Source organism: Collinsella aerofaciens (assembly GCF_902501475.1).
GTDB lineage: Bacteria > Actinomycetota > Coriobacteriia > Coriobacteriales > Coriobacteriaceae > Collinsella > Collinsella aerofaciens_AL.
In genome coordinates this window covers 41,911-62,118 of the sequence record NZ_CABWIF010000052.1, presented here as the reverse complement: position 1 = coordinate 62,118, position 20,208 = coordinate 41,911, and the positions used below count along the sequence as shown (strand labels likewise).

Sequence of the window (20,208 nt, the reverse complement as noted above, 5' to 3'; positions counted from 1 at the left end):
CATGAACACCGAGGAAATTGCGCGCATCGTCGGCGATCAGCGCGCCTACTTTAAGACGCACGCCACGTTTGATGTCGATGTTCGACGTCGCGCGCTCGTGAGTTTACGCGATGCGGTGCGGGCCCACGAGGCCGATATCGCCCATGCGCTCAAGACCGATTTGGGGAAGTCGCATGACGAGGCCTATATGTGCGAGATTGGTACGTCGCTTTCCGAGATTCGACATCAGATCGCTCACGTGGCTCGGTGGAGTCGTCCGCGCCTGCGTCCGTGCGATCTCGCTAACGCCGTGAGCGTGTGCAAAACGCAAGCCGTGCCCTATGGCGTCACACTCATCATGGCTCCGTGGAACTACCCGTTTTTGCTAACACTCGAGCCGCTCGCCGGCGCCCTTGCCGCGGGCAATACCGTGGTCATCAAGCCGAGTGCCTATGCTCCGGCATCGAGCGCGGTGCTCAAGCAAATCTGTGAAGAGGCATTTGATCCGTGCCTGGTGACGGTTGTCGAGGGCGGGCGCGCCGAAAACGAAGCGCTGCTCGATGAGTGCTGGGACAAGATCTTCTTTACCGGTAGCGTTTCGGTCGGCAAGCTCGTTATGGAGCGCGCGAGCAAAAACCTCACGCCCGTGACGCTTGAGCTGGGCGGCAAGAGCCCCTGCATCGTGGATGCGACGGCAAATTTGAAGGTCGCGGCACGGCGTATCGCCTTTGGCAAATGGCTCAACGTGGGGCAGACCTGCGTGGCGCCCGACTACCTGCTGGTCGATACGCGCGTGCACGACGAGCTGCTGGGCCTCATCAAGGAAGAGGTCCGCCGTATGTTTGGCGAGCATCCGCTCGATAACGAGGATTACGGGCATATCGTCAATGCTAAGCATTTTGCGCGCGTGCGCGGGCTGATCGATCCCGATAAGGTCGTGCTGGGAGGCACGGCGCGCGAGTCGTCGCTCAAGATTGAGCCGACGATCCTAGACGGCGTGACCCCCGATGACGCCGTGATGCAGGAGGAGATCTTCGGTCCCATCTTGCCGGTGCTGACGTTTGAGAGCCTAGACGAGGCCGAAGCGTTTATTACGGATCGTCCGACGCCGCTGGCCCTGTATATCTTTAGTCAGGACCGCGCAGTTCAGCAGCGCTTCGTGCGTTACGTGCCCTTTGGCGGTGGCTGTGTCAACGACACGATCATGCACTTGGCTACGAGCCATATGGGCTTTGGCGGCATGGGCGCGAGCGGTATGGGGCAGTACCATGGACGCGAGAGCTTCGATACGTTTAGCCACAAGAAGAGTATCGTGAACAAGGCAACTTGGCTGGACGTGCCGTTTCGGTATGCGCCCTACGCAAGCTGGAAGCACAAGTTCGTGCGCATGTTTGTGCATTAGAAAAGGGCGCAGGTAATACGAACAAGTGTTCCTATTACCTGCATTTTGCGTTAGACTACTGTTATGGAGCACGGATGGGCCAACTCCCTTTAGAAGGGATTTGGTATGAACGTAAGCGATGTTATTTCGTTATTGGCGTTGTTGATTGCGGCTATCGAACTCGGTCTGTTTATCGGCCGAATGAAATAGCCGCCCCCGCGTAAGCGAAGACGGCCACTTCTCACGATGAAAACGTGTATCGGAGTTGGCAAGACCCGCGGCAACGGGTGCCATCCGTGTTCCTATCTTATCTGCAAGCGTTCTGTCGCGCAAGCGTTGAGGCAAACGATTGAAGGACGCAGACAGGATGTATTTGTGTCCGCACGGGACCGTAGACTTCTCAATAAGGTTACACACCGGTTTATCCGGCCGTTAGAGGAGCTGCTATGTACGAGCCTTCGCGTGTTCTTCTGTCGTTTCATATCGCAGGATTTCAATATGCCGACGGCGCTTTGGTCCTAGGCGATCTTAAAGCGGGCGATAAACTGACGCTGTGTGCCGAGCGCGATAATCCCCATGACCCCGAGGCAGTTGCGATCTACTATGGCAAGACCAAACTTGGCTACGTTCCGGGAAACGAGGTCGGCCCACTGTCCCTGATGATGTATTACGGCCACGAGGACGTATTTGAGGCCCGTGTGCAACAGGTTGCTCCCGAGCGCAGCCCGTGGCATCAGGTGCGCGTTGGGCTCTATGTGGTGGATGCTCACTAGTCGGCAATGGAGGCTGCCATGTTTGATGACGATGACCTGTTCGATCTGACAGATGATCCGTTTGAGTGGGATATGCTACTCGATGACGATGAGTTGGAGCAGGACCGTAGGAAACGGCAGGACAAGAAAACTCAGAGTGACGCTTCGAAAAAGCGAGACAAGCGCCGCCGCGGACTGTTCGGTGGGCTCTTTGGATAACCGCCGCATCGCTACGTCTGTATACTTAGCACGAGTTGAACACGTTGCGAAATGAGGACATAGACGATGATGTGGTTTACCGCCGACCTGCACCTGGGCGATACGAATATCTTGCACGATATGGATCGGCCGTTTGATTCGGTCGAGGAGATGAACCGCAAGGTCATCGATGCCGTCAATGAGTGCGTAGCGGCGGACGACCGTCTCTATATCTTGGGAGACTTTACCTATCGTTTGCCCCTGGCGGAGGCGGTGCGCCTGCGCGAGCGTATCGAATGTCAGAACGTGACGCTCATTCGTGGTAACCATGACGGCGACTGGGAAGATCCCGACGTACCGCAGATTTGGGAAGACGTGCGCGATTACCTGGAGATTGCTCCCGGCTATGCCAAGGGCCATCGACTGGTGTTGAGCCATTATCCCATGCTCAGCTGGAATGGCAAGGCGCGTGGCGCCATCATGCTGCACGGGCATATCCACAGCAGGGGAGACCGCACCAACGCGCGCAACCGCGATCGCGAGCGCCCTATCTTTCGCTACGATGTCGGTCTCGATGCCAACGAGTACAAGCCCGTAAGCCGCGATCAGATTCTTAGCTTCTTTGGGTTATAGGGCGCCAGAACCACCACAAAGGGGACAGGCACCTTTGTGGTGGTTCTGGCGCCGTTGCCATTATGGCGGCGGCGCCTTTTTTGTCCGTGCGGCGCGGTAGAGTGTAGGCGGTTGAAATTTGCGTCCATCGAGGAGCTGCTATGAACGAGATCAAGTGCCCGCATTGCGGCGAAGTGTTTAAGGTCGATGCGTCTGGCTATGCGGATATCGTCAAGCAAGTACGCGATGCCGAGTTTTCGCGCGACCTGGATGAGCGTGTGAAGGCAGTCCAGCGCGAGGGCGAGCAGGCGCTGGAGCTTGAGCGTTCGCGTTCGGCGTCTGCCCTGCAGGAGGCGGAGTCTCAACGCGACGCTCAGCTTGTCGAGCAGAAGAACGCTGCGGCGCAGGAGTTGGCACAAGAGGTTGCCAAGCGCGATGCCGAGCTTGCCGAGCTGCGCGCCAAGCTCGAGGGCGCTGCCGCAGAGCGCGAGAGTGCAAGCCAGCGCGCGGCGGTTGAGGCCCGCGCCGATGCTCAAAAGGAGAATGCCGAGCTGCAGCGCGAGATCGACAACTTGCGTGCGCAGCTGGGGCGCAAGGATGACGAAGCCAAACTCGCCGAGGCGGCGGCACGCAATGCGACTCAAAATGACCTCGCCGCGCGCGATGCTCAGATTGCGGGGTTGCAGGCAAAGCTTGCCGCCGCAGATAAGGCTCAAGAAATGGCACTCGCAACTGCTGCGGCCGAGGCGCAGCGTAAGCTCGAGGCTGCGCAAAACGAAGCGAATCGTAAGCTTTCCGATTACCAGACAGAAGTGCGTGAGAAGTTCTCGAATGCTAAGACTCAGTCCGAGCGCGAGGCCGAGGGCCTTCGTGCACAGCTTCGTGAGCAAGAACTTTCTGCAAAAATGGAGCTGTCGAAGGCGGTCGCCGCGGCGGAGCGAGAGCGCGATGAGGCGCGTGCCAAACTGACGAGTGAGCTGGCGGTGCGCGATTCTCGCGAGGAACAGGTCAAGGCGGCACACGAGCTCGAGCTTGCGCAGGCCAAGCGCGCGAGCGATGACCTGATTCGCTACAAGGACGAAGAGATTGAGCGCCTTAAGGACATGAAGGTCCGCCTGTCCACCAAGATGGTGGGCGAGTCGCTCGAGCAGCACTGCGAGACCGAGTTTAACCGTCTGCGCATGACGGCGTTTCCTAACGCGTACTTCGAGAAAGATAACGATGCGTCCGAGGGCACCAAGGGCGACTTTATCTTCCGCGAGTGCGACGCGAGCGGCAACGAGGTCATTTCGATTATGTTCGAGATGAAAAACGAGAACGACGAGACTGCGACCAAGCATAAAAACGAGGACTTCTTTAAGAAACTCGATCACGATCGTCGCCAGAAAGGCTGTGAGTACGCGGTGCTCTGCACGTTGCTCGAACCCGAGAGCGAGCTTTACAACGCCGGCATCGTGGACGTGAGCTATCGCTACGAGAAGATGTACGTGATTCGCCCACAGTTCTTTATTCCCATGATCACGCTTCTTCGCAACGCCGCCATGGGTTCGCTGCGCTATAAGCAGGAACTGGCGGAGTACAAACAGCAGAATATCGACGTCACGAACTTCGAAGCCAAGATGGAGAAGTTCAAGAATGATTTCGGTCGCAACTACGAGATCGCGAGCCGCAAGTTCCAAACGGCGATCGATGAGATCGACAAGACGATTAGCCATCTGCAGAAAACCAAGGAGGCGTTGCTGTCCTCCGAGAACAATCTGCGCCTAGCCAACAAGAAGGCGGACGATCTTACCATTCGCAAGCTCACGTGGGGCAACAAGACCATGAAGGCCGCGTTTGACGAGGCGCGCGGGGCTGCGACAGAGACAAACGATGAGCCAGCCGAGGCGGATTCGTATGAGGTCGAGGGTGCCGAGTAAGGCATAGCGTATAGCGCAAAAGCGGGGCCGCTGGCGATGTTACCAGCGGCCCCACTTCATTTCGTTCCAGTATGTACGGCTAGTCCTCGAGCAGGTCCTCGATAAAGCCGACGCGGTAGTTTTTGAAGATGACCTCGCCGCCGTCTTGCGTGGCGTCCAGATCGACATCGCCCATGATGCCAAAATCGTGGTCGCCATCCTCGTCGGCAAAGATCTGGTGCACGTGCCATACGTGCGCGGTCTTCTCGTCGGACTCATCGATGGAAAACATCGCGGCGCTGCGGGCATTTCCGTCGGTGAGGATTTCCTCGTGCTGCTCGTGGTAAGCGTCGAGTGCTTTTTGCCAGCGGATCTCGCTCATGCCCCAGTTGTCGTCGAGCTCGCCCAGGTCGCGAACGTGCTCGCGGGCGGCAAGGGTCACGCGGCGGAAGAGCGCGTTGCGCACCAACAGCGTGCAGCCGCGACGGTCCGCCACGACCTCGTCGATGCCCTGCGGCGGCGCAGCATCGAGGGCTGCCGGGTTGCCGGCGTTCTCCCACTCGTCCACCAGGCTCGAGTCCACCGAGCGCACCACAAAGCCCAGCCACGAGATAATGTCGCGCAGACGCTCGTCGCGCTTCTCGATGGGTACGGTGCGGTCAAGTGAACGGTAAGCCTCTGCCAGGTAGCGCAGCAGAATGCCCTCGGAGCGGGCGATTCCGAGCTTTTGGATATAGCCCTTAAAATCGCTCGCGCTTTCCAGCATATCGCGCAGGACGCTCTTGGGAGAGAGCTGGTAGTCGTTTGCCCAGGGCACTTCCTGGCAGTACTTGTCAAAGGCGGCGTCGAGCAAATCCTCGAGCGGCTTTTCGTACGTGACGTCTTGAATGCGCTCCAAGCGCTCCTCATACTCGATGCCGTCAGCCTTCATTTCGGCCATCGCGTGGTCGCGCGCGGCGCGCTCCTGTGCGCGCAATACCTGCTTGGGGTCCTCGAGCGTAGCCTCGACCATCGAGATCAGATCCATGGTATAGGTCTCACTCTCGGGGTCGAGTAGCTCCAACGCGGCAAGCAAAAATGGCGAGAGCGGCTGGTCGAGCGCAAAGTCCTCGGGCAGATCGACCGTCAGTGCGTAGTCGATGTCTGGTGCGGCGTCAGCCGGGGCGTCGGGTGCGGGCGGCACCTCGGTGCGAACGACGACGCCGGAATCGATGAGTGTGGCGAAGATTTCGTCGGCGCGAACCTCGAGCTTAGCTTTTTCCTCGGGAGTCTGCAGGCTCGTCTCGATGAGGTCGTGTACGCGGGCTCGGGCATCGCCGCCCTGCTCGACCACGCTAATCACCATGGAGTGTGTGATGCGAAGGCGTGGCTTGAGCGTTTCAGGCTGCGTCTCGATCAGGCGCTCAAAGGTCTGCTTGTTCCAGGTGACAAAGCCCTCGGGGGCCTTCTTCTTTTTAATCTTGCGGAGCTTCTTGGGGTCGTCGCCCGCCTTGGCCATGAGCTTGGCGTTCTCGATCTCGTGCTCCGGGGCCTCGGCGATGACCATGCCCTCGGTATCGAAGCCCGAGCGGCCGGCGCGACCAGCAATCTGATGGAACTCGCGGGCGCGCAGACGACGCATCTTGTAGCCATCGAACTTGGTGAGCGCGGTGAGCACCACGGTGTGGATGGGCACGTTGATGCCGACGCCGAGTGTGTCGGTGCCGCAGATGACGGGCAGTAGGCCCTGCTGCGCCAGGCGCTCGACCAGGAGGCGATAGCGCGGCAACATGCCAGCATGGTGCACGCCGACGCCGCAGCCGAGCAAGCGCTTGAGGATCTTGCCGAAAGCCGTGGAGAAGCTCGTGCCTTTGGCGGCTTCCTTGATGGCTTCGCGCTGCTCTTTGCTGGCGATGCCGAAATTGGCAAGCGACTGCGCCGTCGCAAGGGCGGCGTCCTGGCTAAAGTGCACGATATAGAGCGGGGCCTCTCCACGGCGCATGGCGAGCTCGACCGTGCCCTCGAGGGAGGTCGTCACGTAGTCGTAGCTCAGCGGCACGGGGCGCGGGGCATCGACGACCAAGTCGCAGGTAGCACCGGTGTGCTCCTCGAGTGAGGCGGCGATGGCAGTGACATCGCCGAGCGTGGCGCTCATGAGCATGAATTGCGTGTGGGGCAGGGTGAGCAGCGGCACCTGCCAGGCCCAACCGCGGTCGGGGTCGGCAAAGTAGTGGAACTCGTCCATGGCTACGCAGCCCACGTCGGCATCTTCGCCCTCGCGCAGTGCGTCGTTGGCAAGGATCTCTGCCGTGCAGCAGATGACGGGCGCCTTGGTGTTGATATGCGTGTCGCCGGTGATCATACCGACGTTATCGCGGCCGAGCACCTGTACCAGATCGAAGAACTTTTCGCTGACCAGGGCCTTGATAGGGGCCGTGTAATAGCAACGCTTGCCCTGCGCCATGCCCATAAAGAGCATGCCCAGCGCGACGAGCGATTTACCCGATCCAGTCGGTGTTCCCAAAATGACGTGATCGCCGGCAGCCAGGTCCATGAGGGCCTCTTCTTGGTGATCCCACAGCTCAATACCGCGGTCGCTTGTCCATTCAAAGAAGCGTTCGAAGGCCTGATCGGGCGTGAGCCATGGTTCGGGCTCGCTACCATCCTCGGGCTCCCACCAGGTGGGGGAGAGCGCGCCGAGCGAGCCGAATTCGGCTTCGGTTCCCGTGCCGCCCGAGAACGAGCTGGCGGCGCCGGCGCCAGAAACGGTGCTGGCGGAAGTATCTGTCGTGGTCTGTGCCATGTGGTTGCTTTCTCTCGCCGTTTGTCCGCCAACTATTATGGCGTAGCAGCGGCGCGGGGTGCCAGCGCGCGAGAAAATGCAGGAAATGGGCGTTCTGCCCGGCCGTTTGGTGCAGTTGCCAGCTAAGTGAGTAGACTTTTTGCGATGTCGCGAGCACATGGCTTTTGCGCAAGGGCTCTACCTGCGATTTTAGTTTTCGCTATGCGGGCTGTGCTTGGCTATTGCAAAAAAGTCTACTCACTTAGGTTTAAGGGACGTTCGCCGGCGCTTATTTGCGCTTGTTTGCCGACGCCGCGACCATCAGAAGCCCCTAGGACTCTTGCGGCAGGCGCTTCTTGCCCTTGCGGGCACGGTTTCTGAAGTTCTCGACGGCCTCTTCCATGCCGAGAGGCACATAGGTGAGCGCATCGAGGTTTTCGGGCAGGTAGCAGGCAAGGCTTTGCTCCTGCGCGTGGCCCGCCGCAAGCTGTTCATCGCTAGGCTGTGCGCCGGGTGTGGCGCAAATGCCATAGACGACGGCACCCATCTCGCGCGTGCGGTGTTCATATTCGGTCTCGGGATGCTCGGGATGGTCGCGGCGGACGTCGTCACTTACCCAAAGTGTGTCGTAGCCGGCCGCGGCAAACTGTCCCAGGGCGTAATCGCGCAACGGCTTGCTGTCGGTGCGCAGCGTGACGGTAGCGCCGGCTGAAAAGAGCGGGCGGTAGAGCATCAGATGGTCGACATGGACGAGTCGTTTTTTGGCGTACTTGGCCTTGGGCTGCGGCGTGGGAAAGTTGATGGTGATGGCATCGAGCTCGCCTGCGGCAAACAGCTGCGGCAGCGATGCGGCGCCTCGGGGCAGGACGAGTGCGTTGGATAGCTCCTGCTCGTAGATTTTCTGTGCGGCATAGGCGATGCAGATGGGCTCCTGGTCCATACCGATAAAGAGCGTGTTTGGCTCGTGGACCGCGCGCTCTACAAGGTACGTTCCCTTGCCGCAGCCAAGATCCAGGTGAAGGTGCTCGAAGGGCGTGCTGCCTGCGGGCGCGCAAGCCGCGCGCCAATCTCCGACATAGGCCTCGGGGTTCGTCTCAATCGCATCGGCGTAGCGCTCCAGGCGCTCCTCGAGCACAAAGTTCTTAGGCGTGCGAACGTGGACGGCTCCCATGAGGCTCCTTGGTCATACGTGTGGAACGCATAGCTGCACGTTCCGTCAATGGGTTGAAAAAAGGGTGGGCATAGTTTGCCCGAAAGATGCGGTGCGGCTCGGCGACGAGTCGTCGATGCCTACAGACGCTTGAGAATCACGTAGCGGTTGAGCTCGCCGCTGCGACCGTCGGCATGGAAGCGCTCAAGCTCGCGCACGGGGACCTCGCCGCTCTTGTAGAACGTACGGACGCCGCGCACTAGGTCGGTGATCTGCTGATCGTCAAAGTGATGGCAATAGCGGTAGGCGTGGCGGTCGTTTTGCCAGCCAATGAGGTGGTCGCCGGCTTCAAACTGCGCGGAATCGTAACCCTCAAACGGCGGGGTGAGCTCGGCGCGGGCCTCGGCTCGAACGGCCTTGCGCGCCATGCGCTCGTCGTTCATAAACTCCCAAAAGCTGATGGCGATGATGCCGCCTGGGCGCGTCTGGCGCACCAGAGCGTCGAGCACGCGTACACGGTACTCGCACGACGGCACATGGTGCATAAAGCCAAAGCAGACCGAGATGTCGGCGAGCGGGGCGTCGAAAAGCACGTCGGGCGTCTCGGCGGGGTTGAGCTTCATAAGGGCGTCGAGCGCGTCGAGTTCCTGGAAGTGCAGGTTGGGAATGCGCAGCGCGTGGCCATGTGCATCGATGGCCAGGTCTTGGCACGAGTCGACACCATAGAACTCAAACGGGCAGCTGGCATCTGCCGAGGGGTTTGCGCCATCGACGCCCTTGGCGGCAAGTGCGCCGCCGGCGGCAAAGTTCTCGAATCGCATATTGCCACAGGCAAGATCGAAGACGCGGACGGGATGCTCGATCGTGGCGACGTCGAGCTGTTCGAGCGCGATATCCATGGTGCGTACCCAGCCGGGCCACGGGGCCTGGCGCGTATCGGAGAAGGAGGCAGAGTGCTCGCGATAGAACGTGTTGTTGAGCTGGATGAGCGATGAGGCGAAATCGCGGTTCACGGCGCGGAACTCCCTCCGTTAGCGGTGCGAAATAAACAGTACGACCATACTACCGTTAACGCCGCAACGGGGACAACCGAGCTGCGGGTCATTGCTTTGTTTGGACACATTTCCGCAGCTCATATGCGCCCGCAACCGCCGGTTGTCAAAAATCTCACTAGAATAGGTGGCATGCTTTTGGCGGTGGCGGATAGATTTTTAACTGTGCAAGGCGCCTTAAGAACAAAAACGGTCCGGCGGCACGGCTGGCATCACATAGGAGGAACCATGAATGTAGAAACTGCGCAGCGGCTCGCCGACCTTCGTCGCAGCAAGGGCTTTAGCCAAGAAGGACTGGCGCGAAAGCTGGGGCTGTCGCGCCAGGCGGTCAGTAAATGGGAGCGCGCGGAGAGCTCGCCCGATACCGAGAACCTGATCTCGCTCGCCAAACTCTATGGCGTGAGCCTGGACGAGCTGCTCAATCCGAGCGACGAGATCGAGGACGATATCGAGTTTGAGAACGAGGACCGCGCCCGTCAGCGCGAGGCCGAGGCGGCAGAGCGCGCCCGCACCCATGAGGCGGCAGCGCGCGCCACCGAGGCGGCAACGCAGGCAAGTGACGCGGCGGCCAAGGCGGCGCAGGCGGCAAGCTGGAGTGCGCAGGCTGCCAATGCGGCGACGGCTCAGGTGACGGGTGCCGGTGCGGCCGGCCCGACTCCGGTGAAGGGTCCGTTCCAGTCGTTCCCGTATTGGGCCGTGTGCTGGCTACTGTTCTTTTTACTGATGTTCCTGTTTGGCGCCGGCCCCTTTGCCGCGCTGATTTTCTTTACGATTCCCATCTATCACTGGGTGGCACGTGCGCTCGATGGCGATTGGGCGCGCGGGGATATCCAGGTTGGTCCGGCGCCGGCGGTCGCTAGGACTAAGGGGGAGGACGTTTCCACAGCGGTTGACGCTGACATGGCTGCCGCGACCACCGCTGAGTCGAGTGCCAAAGAAGGTGATGAATGATGAAGCTCTCGCATGAGTCTAAGAGGCGCTTGGGCATTGGCATCGGAGCGTTTGTGCTTATCATTGGACTTGTCTTTGGCATTTCGCGGACATTGATTCATTTTGATGGTCCGTGGGATCTCGACGATGTTGTATTCGGCTTGTCCAGTATGGACGATGTGGTTGACGACGACGATTTTATGAACGATGGCGGTAAATATTCCGCTCAGCCTCAGCAGCTTTCGAGTGCGACCTTTGATGCCGATCAATTTCGCTACCTCGATTTCGATATCGCCGCGGCTACGGTGGACGTCAAGGTTGTTGATGACAACAAGGTTCGCGTTATCGAGCGGGGACGCGTTGCCAAGGGCGTGGATGCCTCCAAGGCCGCGACGCAAAACATCGCATCTGTCGAGGACTCGACGCTCAAGGTTTCCCAATCTGGAAGTGATGACGGTAAGGCAATTGACCGCTCGGTTACGGTTGAGCTGCCACGCCGTGTTGCCGAACATCTGAAGGGGATCAACGCGCACGTGGGCTCGGGTGATCTGCAAATTGCCGGTGTCATCTGTGATGGTCTTGACCTTTTCCTGGGTGCGGGAGATGTAGAGTTTACGGGCAACGTGACTGATGCGCTCAGGGCTGAGGTCGGTTCGGGCGATGTGACGTTCGAGCTCTACCAGGCCCCCGCGAAGTCGATGGACGTAAGCGTGGACTCGGGCGATGTGGAGATAACGGTTCCGAACTCTACGGGCTTTAAGGCGAGCCTCACCTTGGGCAGCGGCGACTTTGAGAGCGATTTCCTTCCGCTTGACTACGACGGCGAGACCATTTTGAATCTTGAATTCGATAACGGCGATAAGTCTGCTACGTATCGTTTTGAGGTCGGTTCGGGCGACATGTCGTTTGATTCGGAGTAGTGAGGCAGACGAAAGCCTGGGCGAAGATATAGACGCGCTGTTTGATGAAGGCGCCGAAGCCGAGATCGGCTCCGGCGCCTTTACCTTTACAATGGGGACATGGAACAGATTATCTTGAACATACTCGAGGCCCTGCGTCGCGGCGAGACCGTGGACGACAAGGCGCTCGTCAAACTGATACATGCCGAGGCGCGCCGTGAGGGCGCCGACAAACGTGACCTGGCCAAGCGCCGCCTGCTGCCATTCTGCCAGCGGGTTAAACGCGAGGAGCCGGCTCGGTGGGCTGCGTGGAATGTCGATTCCGATCTGGAACGTCAACTGCTGCAGGTCCTGCGCATGAAGCCTCGTCGCACGGCTTCGGGCGTGGCGACCATTACCGTTATCACCAAGCCCTGGCCGTGCTCGGGCGATTGCCTGTTTTGCCCCAACGATCTGCGCATGCCTAAAAGCTATCTGCATGCCGAGCCGGCGTGCGCCCGTGCGGAGCAAAATTGCTTTGACCCGTATCTGCAGGTGAGTGCCCGTTTGACGGCGCTTTCGCAGATGGGGCATGCGACCGACAAGATTGAGCTCATTGTGCTTGGCGGTACCTGGAGCGACTATCCGGAAGGCTATCAGACATGGTTTATGTCTGAGCTCTTCCGTGCGCTCAATGATGATGCGGTGGCGGGCGTGGCGGCAAATCCCATGTTGGCGCGCCCGGGCATCAGCCGTGCCGAGGCAGGGCGCCTGCTCGATGACGCTCCCGCCGATGCCCTGCCGCCGGTGGTAGCAGAGCGCCGCGAGCGCTATCGGGCAGCCGGCATTGCGACAGACGAGGCTGAGCTCGCTGACGGCGTTGTCGACGAGCAAGGTCGTGTGGATGCTGCCGTGGGTGGCTATAACCGCGCGGTGCGTCGTCTGTACGGCCCCGGCACGCCGTGGGGCCAGGTCGCCGAGTGGCAGACGGCAACGATGGAGGAGCTTGAACGTCAGCAGCGCATTAACGAGACGGCGAAGCATCGCGTGGTGGGGCTCGTTATCGAGACGCGTCCCGATGCCGTAACGCCGCAAGCCCTCACGCTCATCCGTCGCCTGGGCTGCACCAAGATTCAGATGGGTATCCAGAGCCTCGACCAGCACCTGCTCGATATCAACGAGCGTCGAATTTTGGTGGCTCAGATTGAGCGCGCGTTTTCGCTTGCACGCCTGTTCGGCTTTAAGATCCATGCGCATTTTATGCTTAACCTGCTGGGCGCCACGCCGGAGGGGGACAAGCGCGACTACGAGCGCTTTATGACCGAGGGGACCTTTATGCCCGATGAGGTCAAGGTCTATCCGTGTGCGCTCATCGAGGGCTCGCGTCTGGTGGGCTGCTACGAGCGTGGCGAGTGGCGTCCTTATACCGAGGAGGAGCTGCTCGATGTACTGGCCGACGACATCGTGGTGACGCCGGCGTTCTGCCGTATCAGCCGCATGATCCGCGACTTTAGTTCCGACGACATTATGGTGGGCAACAAGAAACCCAACCTGCGTCAGCTCGTTGAGAACCGCCTGGCTGCTCGGGGTGACGGTGCGACGGTGCGCGAGATTCGCTATCGCGAGATCAGTACGGCGGGTGCCGACTTGGATGAGCTATCTCTTGATGAGGAAGTGGCGTACGAGACGCCGGTGACTTACGAGCGCTTTTTGCAGTGGGTGACGCCGCAGGGCAAGATCGCGGGCTTTTTGCGGTTGTCGCTGCCCGACCATTCGTTTGTTGCCGCGCATGCGGACGAGTTGCCGACGTCGCCGGACGAGGCGATGATTCGCGAGGTGCACGTGTATGGCATGGCGGCACGCGTGGGCGACCAGGGCCAGGCGGCGCAGCATCACGGGTTGGGGCGTTTGCTCGTAGAGCGTGCGTGCGAGATTGCCCGGGATGCCGGCTATGCGCGCATCAACGTGATCAGCGCGATCGGTACGCGCGAGTACTATCGCCATCTTGGATTTTATGACCATGGTCTTTATCTGCAAAAGGAGCTCTAGATGAACAAGCCGAGTGTTTCTGCCGGCGTCGTTGCCGGCGTTGCTCTGGGAGCCGCGGCGCTTGGTGCGGCCGCTGTCGCTGTTCGTGCTGCCTGTCTGCAGGTTGCGCGAACCCGCAATGGGTTGGCGCGTGTGAAACGCGTGCACGACGAGGGCGGCGACGAAGTCCGCGTATTGGTGCAAGGCGGCGTCTACCAAAGCGCGAGTTACGTTGGCGAGCGCTGGGCAGAGCCCGTCTTTGCGTACTATCGCGCGTTTGACGACGTGTTTGAGGCCGAGGATGCGATGCGCGACGCTTATGGTCACGGTATCGACCGCATGCTGATGCTGGGCGGCGGCGGGTTTGCCTATCCTAAATTCGCCCTGATGTCGCACGAGGGCTTGCGCATGGACGTCATCGAGTATGACGGAGAGATTACGCGTCTGGCGCGCCGCTGGTTTTACCTAGACGAGCTAGAGCGCGCGGCGGGCGATCGCCTGCGGGTGATAACCGCTGAGGCTCGCTCGTATCTGGGTGTGTCGAGCGTGGGCCATCGTCGCTACGACGTGGTCGTGAGCGATTGCTTTGGCGGTGCCGAGCCCGTGCGCGAGCTGGCGACCGTTGAAGCGCTGCGCCTGGTGCGGGGCGGCCTGAACCCCGGGGGTATCTACGTGGCCAATATCGTGAGCGCAAACGAGGGGAGCGATGTGACGTTCCTGCGCGACTGCGCTGCCACGGCACTCGAGGTATTCGTCCACGCCTGGGTGGTCCCATGTGGCGATGCGAAGTTTGGCGGCGAGGAAAACTACCTGCTCATCGCCAGCGACGGCGACTATGCCTTTGCCGAAGCCGTGCCCTTCGACACCGACTTCCTCGGCACCGTCCTTCACGACAAGTAAGTCTCCCCGTCCCAAAAAGACTGGTCTTAGACGTGGTCGCGCCAGCCGAGAACGCGCTGCTTCATGCCCTCTATGTCGAGCACGCCTTCGGCAAAGCCCTTGCGCACGAGCTCTTCGGGAACGAACTCATCGTAACGATCAAAGTAAGGCACCTCGCCGGGATAGACGAGCTCGATGGGATCGAAGTCCTTCACGGCCTCGGCGGCGAGCACTTCAAAGAACATCTCTTCGTCGGCCTTCATCTTAAATTGCATAAAGTACGGGCGCGACGGGTCGAGTCCGCGAAGGCCCAGCTCCGCGGCACATTTAATCTTGAGCATGCGCTCGAGCGCCAAAAAGGCGTAGCTGCCCAGCCAGGGGAAGAGCACCCAGGTGTCGCCACCCAGGTTGATGAGCGGCTTAGTTCCCGCGCCCGAAATCTCGGCGGTATGACGAGCCTGCGCCAAGCGAGCCCGTGCGTTACCCATGAGGTACGGATATGTTGCGTGCTCGTTGAGCGCCTTGCGCATGCGCTCGAGTACATGTGTGTTGATGTCACCGGGGCAGTCGCCAAAGTAGGCCGGTACACGACCCTTGACCTGCGTGGCAAAGACGGTATGACGCTTCCAATCCACTTCCTCGACAATCCAGCAATGGCCTGCGATGGCGATGCGCTCACCCGGCGGTGGCGGATTGACAATCGTGCCCAGTTCGGCCGACTCGCTGCGAACGGTAAACTCCTCGTTTTCCTGGAATACAGCGTAGAACTTAAAGTTGTTAATGATGCGCTCGCCTGCGAGACCCACAATGAGCCCACCGCCCTCGGTGACCTGGATATGGTCGATCTTGATGAGGTGGCGCAGCAACACGCGATAGTCATCGGCCGAGACGCGATGGAAATAGCTGAGTGTGAGTATGCGCTGGGCAAGCTCTGCCGGCGTGAGTTCGCCGGTGCTGGCAAGCGTCGACATGGTCTGGTGGTAGAGCAGGCTGTAGGGGAGTCGATCGAGCTCGGGTGGCTCGACCCACTTTTCCTCGCGATAGAGTTGTACGAGCGCGATGCCCTGCAGGAGCTTCCACGGAATGGTCTCGGGCATCATCGTGCGCGGCTCGGGTTCCTCCTCGCGCATGACAAACCACATCTCGGGCGGAAGATCGCGGCGCCCCGTGCGGCCCATTCGCTGCAAAAAGGAGCTGACGGTAAACGGCGCATCGATCTGAAACGCACGCTCCAGACGGCCGATATCGATACCGAGTTCCAGCGTAGAGGTGGTGACGGTTGTCTGTGCCTGCTCCTCGTCGCGCATGAGTTCCTCGGCTGTCTCGCGCAGCGATGCCGAAAGATTGCCATGGTGGATCAAGAAGCGGTCGGGCTCGTGCCGGCTTTCACAGTAGCTGCGCAACATGGAGCACACGGCCTCTGCCTCCTCACGCGAGTTGGCAAAGACCAGGCACTTGCGCCCGCGGGTGTGTTCGAAGATATAGCCCATGCCGGGGTCGGCGTTGTCGGGCGCCGTGTCGGTGGGGTTGAGAAGCGCCTGCTCGGTCGCTCGTGGGATGTCGGCTTCGCCCTCAGGGGTCGAGGAAGTGCGACGGTCTTTGGGAGCGGCCTTGCCCCGTGCCCGCTCACGACGTTGACGGCGCTCCTCTTGTGTGAGCTGTCCGCTGTGACGCATGTCTTGGGCGCCGGCGGGCAGTGCCGCGGATGCCGCCGCCTCGATGCGCTCGCACGCAAGCACTTCGGCCTCTTGAGGATCCGTGCTCTCGAATCCCCGCTGCTGTGCCTGGGGACCCGAGTTGTAGAAGTGCTCCATGGAGATGCGCCACACGCGGCGCGGTTCCTCAAAGCGGGGGATGATGCAATCGCGTCCTGTTCCCTGTGAGAGAAAGGCGCCCGTGCACTCGGGGTCGCCGATGGTGGCAGAAAGGCCGATGCGGCGGGGCTGCACGCCTGCCATGCGCGAGAGGCGCTCGATAAGGCAGAGCGTCTGACCGCCGCGGTCGCCGCGCATGAGCGAATGAACCTCGTCGATAACCACATAGCGCAGGTCGCAAAACATACGAGGGATTGCCATGTGCTTATGGATCAGGAGCGCCTCGAGCGATTCAGGCGTAATCTGCAAGATGCCGCCCGGTTTTTTGATGAGCTTAGCCTTGTGCGACTGCGAGACATCGCCATGCCAGTGCCAGACAGGGATATCGGCCTCTTCGCAGAGGTCGTTGAGGCGGACGAACTGATCATTGATGAGCGCTTTGAGGGGGCCGATGTAGAGGGCGCCCACGCTCGCGGGCGGGTTCTCCCAAAACTCGGTCAGGATGGGAAAGAAGGCTGCCTCGGTTTTGCCGGAAGCCGTGGATGCCGTCAGGAGCACATTATCTTGCGTGTTAAAGATGGCATCAGCTGCTGCAACCTGGATAGAGCGCAGGCTCTCCCAATCGTGGGAGTAGATGAAGTCTTGGATAAACGGGGCGTAGCGGTCAAAGGCGTTCACGGGGCCTCCTCTCGAAAACGAATCTCTCAACGCGGCTGGCAACGGCTTGCTGCATTACTGCTTCAACGTTTGCCCAGATAAAACCTGCCAAAATAAACCTGTCCCTTTTTGGCAGGTTAGATGGTGAATTCGGCGAAGTTGCGGTCGTCGTCCGCGGTGCCGGTGTCGTCTGTTGCGGCTGCCGGCGCCAGCGCGTCGCCGCCGACGCTTTGCAGTAACTCGGCCACGTTGGCGTCGGGGTTTTGGCATAGGATGTCGAGCAGCTCGATAAAGTCACGAATGACTTCACGCGGCGTCAGATGTGTGTCGGCCCCCACGCGGCCAAACTCAATCTTGAGAAAGTCCACCAAGTCGTTCTCGGTAAGCGTGGGCGTCCAGCCAAAGTAGCCGGCATGGATCTGCATGAGCTTTTCGATGAGCACCAGCAGCTCCTCGTAGGTGAGCGGCTGCAGGCGGATGATGGGAGCGAGCATGTCTTTGAGATCATCGCGCGCAAAACGGCCCTGAGCGAGACGGCTCCGAAGGGCCTCGTAGGAAAAGACGCCGCGGCGGCGGTCCTCGATAGAGGTCGGCGTGCCGCCCATGATCATGCCCAGGTACTGTGCCTTGCCCTGCAGCGTGTCGTTGTACATCGTTAGGATTTTCTCGTAGTTGTATTGGCGCGTAATCGCGTTAGGAATCTTATACAGGTTCATGAGCTCGTCGATGAGCACCAGCATACCCTTGTAGCCGCTGCAGACCAAAAAACGTGCGATGAGCTTGACGTAGTCGTACCAGTCGTCGTCGCTGATGATGGTCGAGGAGCCCAGCTCGGCGCGCGCTTCGCTCTTGGTGCGGTATTCGCCACGAATCCATTTGGTCACCCGGCTCATAGCTTCTTCATCGCCTTCGGATACGGCCGCGCGGTAGCGGCGGAGCATGCGGGTGAAGTCAAAGCCGTGGACCATCTCCTCGAGCGGGGCCAGTTGGGCATTAACGACCGACTCGTCGACGTCGGCACACGAGGCAACCCAGCGATCCAGAATAAGGTTGAGCGCGCCGCCCTCGGGGCGCGTCTTGGTCGATATATTGCGGATGAGCTCGCGGTAGGTGGCAAGGCCCTGTCCCTGACCGCCTTGCAGGCGGCGCTCGGGCGACAGGTCGGCATCGGCGACGACGAATCCCTCGCCCATGGCGTGCGTGCGGATGGTCTGAAGCAAGAAACTCTTGCCGGCGCCGTAGCGACCGACCAGAAAGCGGAAGCTTGCGCCGCCGTCGGCGATGAGACTCAAATCGGTGAGCAGGGCGCGAATCTCGACCTCGCGTCCCACGGTGATATAGGGAAGGCCGATGCGCGGGACCACGCCGCCCTTGAGCGAGTTGAGAATGACGGCAGCGACGCGCTTGGGCACGCGGGGTGCTGCGGATGCGGTATCACTCATGGTCTAGGTATCCTCTCACGTCTGCTTCGTAGTCCTCAATAATCTGCGGCCCTGCCGCGCTAAATTCAATTACGGTGTCGCCTACCAGGTCAAAGAGCGCCTCGTTGATGGTATCGACGAGCATGTCCTCGCTCTGCCCCGATTGCGCTACCGCCGATTCCGCCTGTACTGCGTTGTGCTCGAGCAGCGCGCGGAGATAGGCGTCTGCGGCGGGCGCGAGTTCGTTCGTTGCGTCAGCGGGCGCAGCGGCTGCGAACGCTGACGTTGACGCGAGAAGCGGTGCCACGACACCAAACTGTTCGGTGGATATGGTCGGCTCGTCGGCCTCGTCCTGCCGAATGGGTGCCGCGACCGCCTCGACAATCGCGTCGGCTACGGGCTCGGCTTCCGGTTGCCCTGAGTCCGCTGCCTCAGCTTCTGCGGACGCGCTGTCCTCGCGTTCCTCGTCGATCAAAAGCGCTTCGCGCGTTTGCGCAGCGGCGTTCCGAATGTGCCCCAGCTGGCTCAAGTCGATATCGATCTTGACGGGTTGGTGCGCGGCATCCCACGAAAGCCATGCCACAATCTCGTCATCGATAATCTTGGCCAGATATTTGGGGACCTTTTCTTCCTTAAGGGGATGGGCGGGGTCCAGCGCCAGGCGCAGGCGTTGGTCGCAGGCGCGCATCATTTCACCGAGCTTGCTGCTCTTTTGCCTACTACCGTGGATACGCATGCATTCCCAAAAGCCGTTTTGGCAACGGTAGATATGGATAGGATCCAGGCGGTATTCGCAGTCCTCGTGGCGCTCGGGTGCAAAGAATACGGCCGAGGCAAACATGGTGTAGGGCATGGCCGTCTCCTCCCCAAATAAACTTGCCACGATGCCGGTCTTTCGGTGCGTGTCATAGTAGCGCGCCATGCGGACATACACGGCGCATGCCACGTGGCGCAAATCGCGGTGGTGGCTGCGGTCGAGCCGCGAGTTACTTAGGTTGTACGTGGAGAGGGCGTTGATGGCGGCCATGAGTCGCTCCTCACGCACCTCATCGGGCGGAAGGGGGAGCGTGGGCTCGGAGGTTTTGCGACGCTTGGGGGTCTGGCCGGACGGTGCCGGTGCTGGTGCAAGGTCTCGTGCCGCGCGCCGCAGCTCGATAAGGGCGTTATCGAACATGACGGTTTTAGAGTCACGAAGCAGCTTGGGGTCGAGCCCGTGGAACACGGCGTAGTCCTGCAACCACACGCGTGCAAACCGGTCGATGCCGGGCTCGAAGGCGCGATAGACATCCCAAAAGGCCTTGATCTTGTTAAAACCATCGAGCGGGTCATCTACGCCAATGCCGCAAATCAGCTCATAGAGATACAGAAAGGCAAAGGACGTAGACGTTTCCTCGACGGTTCCGCGACGCACTTGGGCACGCCAGGTAAAGTAGCCGCGCAACTGTCGATCGCTCATGGCATTGTAGGTGGGAAAGTACGACTTAAAGGTGCCGTTGTAGGGGCAGTCGTCCTCAAAGTCGGCCATCAGTAGGCCTTGGCGGTAGAAAAGCTCGGCTTCCGAAAGCCAGCGACCCGCGCCGCCTTTGGGGTCATCCTGCCAGCGCGATATCTCGCGCATCTTGCGGTATTGGTCGGGGAGGAAGTTCTGCATCTGACGACCGGTTTTGAGAATCGGCTCGTCTGCGTAGACTTCATGTGAGAAACGGGCGGACTGATGGGTCCGGGCCTCGGCCATAATGCGCTCGATGAGCATCTTGATGTCCTGGTCGGCCACCGCTTCTCCTCTCCTAACGCAGCTTCGGTGACCTCATATCATAG

Annotated in this window: 15 protein-coding genes; 9 read left to right on the top strand and 6 right to left on the bottom strand. The window is 60.3% G+C overall.

Features of this window, described 5'->3' with window-relative positions; translation table 11 throughout:
* The first annotated feature begins 1 nt into the window (after position 1).
* From GDJ93_RS08025 to GDJ93_RS08005, 5 genes are all read left to right on the top strand, one after another.
* A complete protein-coding gene (locus GDJ93_RS08025) occupies positions 2–1,381 on the top strand; it encodes an aldehyde dehydrogenase (protein WP_152068395.1) in 1,380 nt (459 codons plus the stop codon).
* 425 nt (positions 1,382–1,806) lie between these two features.
* Positions 1,807–2,133, top strand: coding sequence for an HIRAN domain-containing protein (locus tag GDJ93_RS08020; protein ID WP_152068394.1), 327 nt, complete (start codon positions 1,807–1,809; stop codon positions 2,131–2,133).
* 18 nt (positions 2,134–2,151) lie between these two features.
* Positions 2,152–2,331, top strand: a complete 180-nt coding sequence (locus GDJ93_RS08015; protein WP_152068393.1) for a hypothetical protein — start codon at positions 2,152–2,154, stop codon at positions 2,329–2,331.
* 66 nt (positions 2,332–2,397) lie between these two features.
* On the top strand, positions 2,398–2,943 hold the full coding sequence (locus GDJ93_RS08010) for a metallophosphoesterase (protein WP_152068392.1): 546 nt from the start codon (positions 2,398–2,400) through the stop codon (positions 2,941–2,943).
* A 140-nt stretch (positions 2,944–3,083) separates the two neighbouring features.
* Positions 3,084–4,841 (top strand): DUF2130 domain-containing protein, encoded by a 1,758-nt coding sequence (locus GDJ93_RS08005; protein ID WP_152068391.1) that lies wholly within the window; start codon positions 3,084–3,086, stop codon positions 4,839–4,841.
* A gap of 79 nt (positions 4,842–4,920) precedes the next feature.
* Here the strand turns inward: GDJ93_RS08005 and GDJ93_RS08000 are convergent, their stop codons facing one another.
* From GDJ93_RS08000 to GDJ93_RS07990, 3 genes are all read right to left on the bottom strand, one after another.
* Positions 4,921–7,602, bottom strand: coding sequence for a DEAD/DEAH box helicase (locus tag GDJ93_RS08000; protein ID WP_152068390.1), 2,682 nt, complete (start codon positions 7,600–7,602; stop codon positions 4,921–4,923).
* A gap of 310 nt (positions 7,603–7,912) precedes the next feature.
* Positions 7,913–8,752 carry a tRNA (guanine(46)-N(7))-methyltransferase TrmB gene (trmB, locus tag GDJ93_RS07995; RefSeq protein ID WP_152068389.1) on the bottom strand — a complete coding sequence of 280 codons (840 nt, stop codon included), beginning with the start codon at positions 8,750–8,752 and terminating at the stop codon, positions 7,913–7,915.
* A gap of 119 nt (positions 8,753–8,871) precedes the next feature.
* Positions 8,872–9,744, bottom strand: a complete 873-nt coding sequence (locus tag GDJ93_RS07990) for a class I SAM-dependent methyltransferase (protein ID WP_152068388.1) — start codon at positions 9,742–9,744, stop codon at positions 8,872–8,874.
* 267 nt (positions 9,745–10,011) lie between these two features.
* Between GDJ93_RS07990 and GDJ93_RS07985 the strand changes: the two genes are divergently transcribed.
* The 4 genes from GDJ93_RS07985 (at position 10,012) to GDJ93_RS07970 (ending at position 14,519) form a co-directional block, all read left to right on the top strand.
* Positions 10,012–10,734 (top strand): helix-turn-helix domain-containing protein, encoded by a 723-nt coding sequence (locus tag GDJ93_RS07985; protein WP_117582890.1) that lies wholly within the window; start codon positions 10,012–10,014, stop codon positions 10,732–10,734.
* Positions 10,734–11,633 carry a DUF4097 family beta strand repeat-containing protein gene (locus GDJ93_RS07980; RefSeq protein ID WP_193221498.1) on the top strand — a complete coding sequence of 300 codons (900 nt, stop codon included), beginning with the start codon at positions 10,734–10,736 and terminating at the stop codon, positions 11,631–11,633. The genes GDJ93_RS07985 and GDJ93_RS07980 overlap by 1 nt, the downstream gene beginning before the upstream one ends.
* A gap of 99 nt (positions 11,634–11,732) precedes the next feature.
* Positions 11,733–13,640 carry an elongator complex protein 3 gene (locus GDJ93_RS07975; protein WP_152068386.1) on the top strand — a complete coding sequence of 636 codons (1,908 nt, stop codon included), beginning with the start codon at positions 11,733–11,735 and terminating at the stop codon, positions 13,638–13,640.
* On the top strand, positions 13,641–14,519 hold the full coding sequence (locus GDJ93_RS07970; RefSeq protein ID WP_152068385.1) for a spermidine synthase: 879 nt from the start codon (positions 13,641–13,643) through the stop codon (positions 14,517–14,519). It abuts the gene before it with no gap.
* A gap of 26 nt (positions 14,520–14,545) precedes the next feature.
* Here the strand turns inward: GDJ93_RS07970 and GDJ93_RS07965 are convergent, their stop codons facing one another.
* The 3 genes from GDJ93_RS07965 to GDJ93_RS07955 all read right to left on the bottom strand — a co-directional run bounded on the left by GDJ93_RS07965 (position 14,546) and on the right by GDJ93_RS07955 (position 20,164).
* On the bottom strand, positions 14,546–16,990 hold the full coding sequence (locus tag GDJ93_RS07965) for a DEAD/DEAH box helicase (RefSeq protein ID WP_152068384.1): 2,445 nt from the start codon (positions 16,988–16,990) through the stop codon (positions 14,546–14,548).
* 116 nt (positions 16,991–17,106) lie between these two features.
* Positions 17,107–18,411: an ATP-binding protein gene (locus GDJ93_RS07960; RefSeq protein WP_152068383.1), complete on the bottom strand. Its 1,305-nt coding sequence runs from the start codon at positions 18,409–18,411 to the stop codon at positions 17,107–17,109.
* Positions 18,404–20,164, bottom strand: a complete 1,761-nt coding sequence (locus GDJ93_RS07955) for a TerB N-terminal domain-containing protein (protein ID WP_226812550.1) — start codon at positions 20,162–20,164, stop codon at positions 18,404–18,406. Before GDJ93_RS07955 ends, GDJ93_RS07960 begins: the two co-directional genes overlap by 8 nt.
* Positions 20,165–20,208: the final 44 nt, after the last annotated feature.

Bases quoted from the DNA above. Each gene is read 5' to 3' on its own strand.
- GDJ93_RS08010 (WP_152068392.1), top strand. From the start codon at position 2,398: ATGATGTGGTTTACCGCCGACCTGCACCTGGGCGATACGAATATCTTG.
- GDJ93_RS08015 (WP_152068393.1), top strand. From the start codon at position 2,152: ATGTTTGATGACGATGACCTGTTCGATCTGACAGATGATCCGTTTGAG.
- GDJ93_RS08020 (WP_152068394.1), top strand. From the start codon at position 1,807: ATGTACGAGCCTTCGCGTGTTCTTCTGTCGTTTCATATCGCAGGATTT.
- GDJ93_RS07970 (WP_152068385.1), top strand. From the start codon at position 13,641: ATGAACAAGCCGAGTGTTTCTGCCGGCGTCGTTGCCGGCGTTGCTCTG.
- GDJ93_RS08000 (WP_152068390.1), bottom strand. From the start codon at position 7,602: ATGGCACAGACCACGACAGATACTTCCGCCAGCACCGTTTCTGGCGCC.
- GDJ93_RS07975 (WP_152068386.1), top strand. From the start codon at position 11,733: ATGGAACAGATTATCTTGAACATACTCGAGGCCCTGCGTCGCGGCGAG.
- GDJ93_RS08025 (WP_152068395.1), top strand. From the start codon at position 2: ATGAACACCGAGGAAATTGCGCGCATCGTCGGCGATCAGCGCGCCTAC.
- GDJ93_RS07960 (WP_152068383.1), bottom strand. From the start codon at position 18,411: ATGAGTGATACCGCATCCGCAGCACCCCGCGTGCCCAAGCGCGTCGCT.
- GDJ93_RS07980 (WP_193221498.1), top strand. From the start codon at position 10,734: ATGAAGCTCTCGCATGAGTCTAAGAGGCGCTTGGGCATTGGCATCGGA.
- trmB (WP_152068389.1), bottom strand. From the start codon at position 8,752: ATGGGAGCCGTCCACGTTCGCACGCCTAAGAACTTTGTGCTCGAGGAG.
- GDJ93_RS08005 (WP_152068391.1), top strand. From the start codon at position 3,084: ATGAACGAGATCAAGTGCCCGCATTGCGGCGAAGTGTTTAAGGTCGAT.
- GDJ93_RS07985 (WP_117582890.1), top strand. From the start codon at position 10,012: ATGAATGTAGAAACTGCGCAGCGGCTCGCCGACCTTCGTCGCAGCAAG.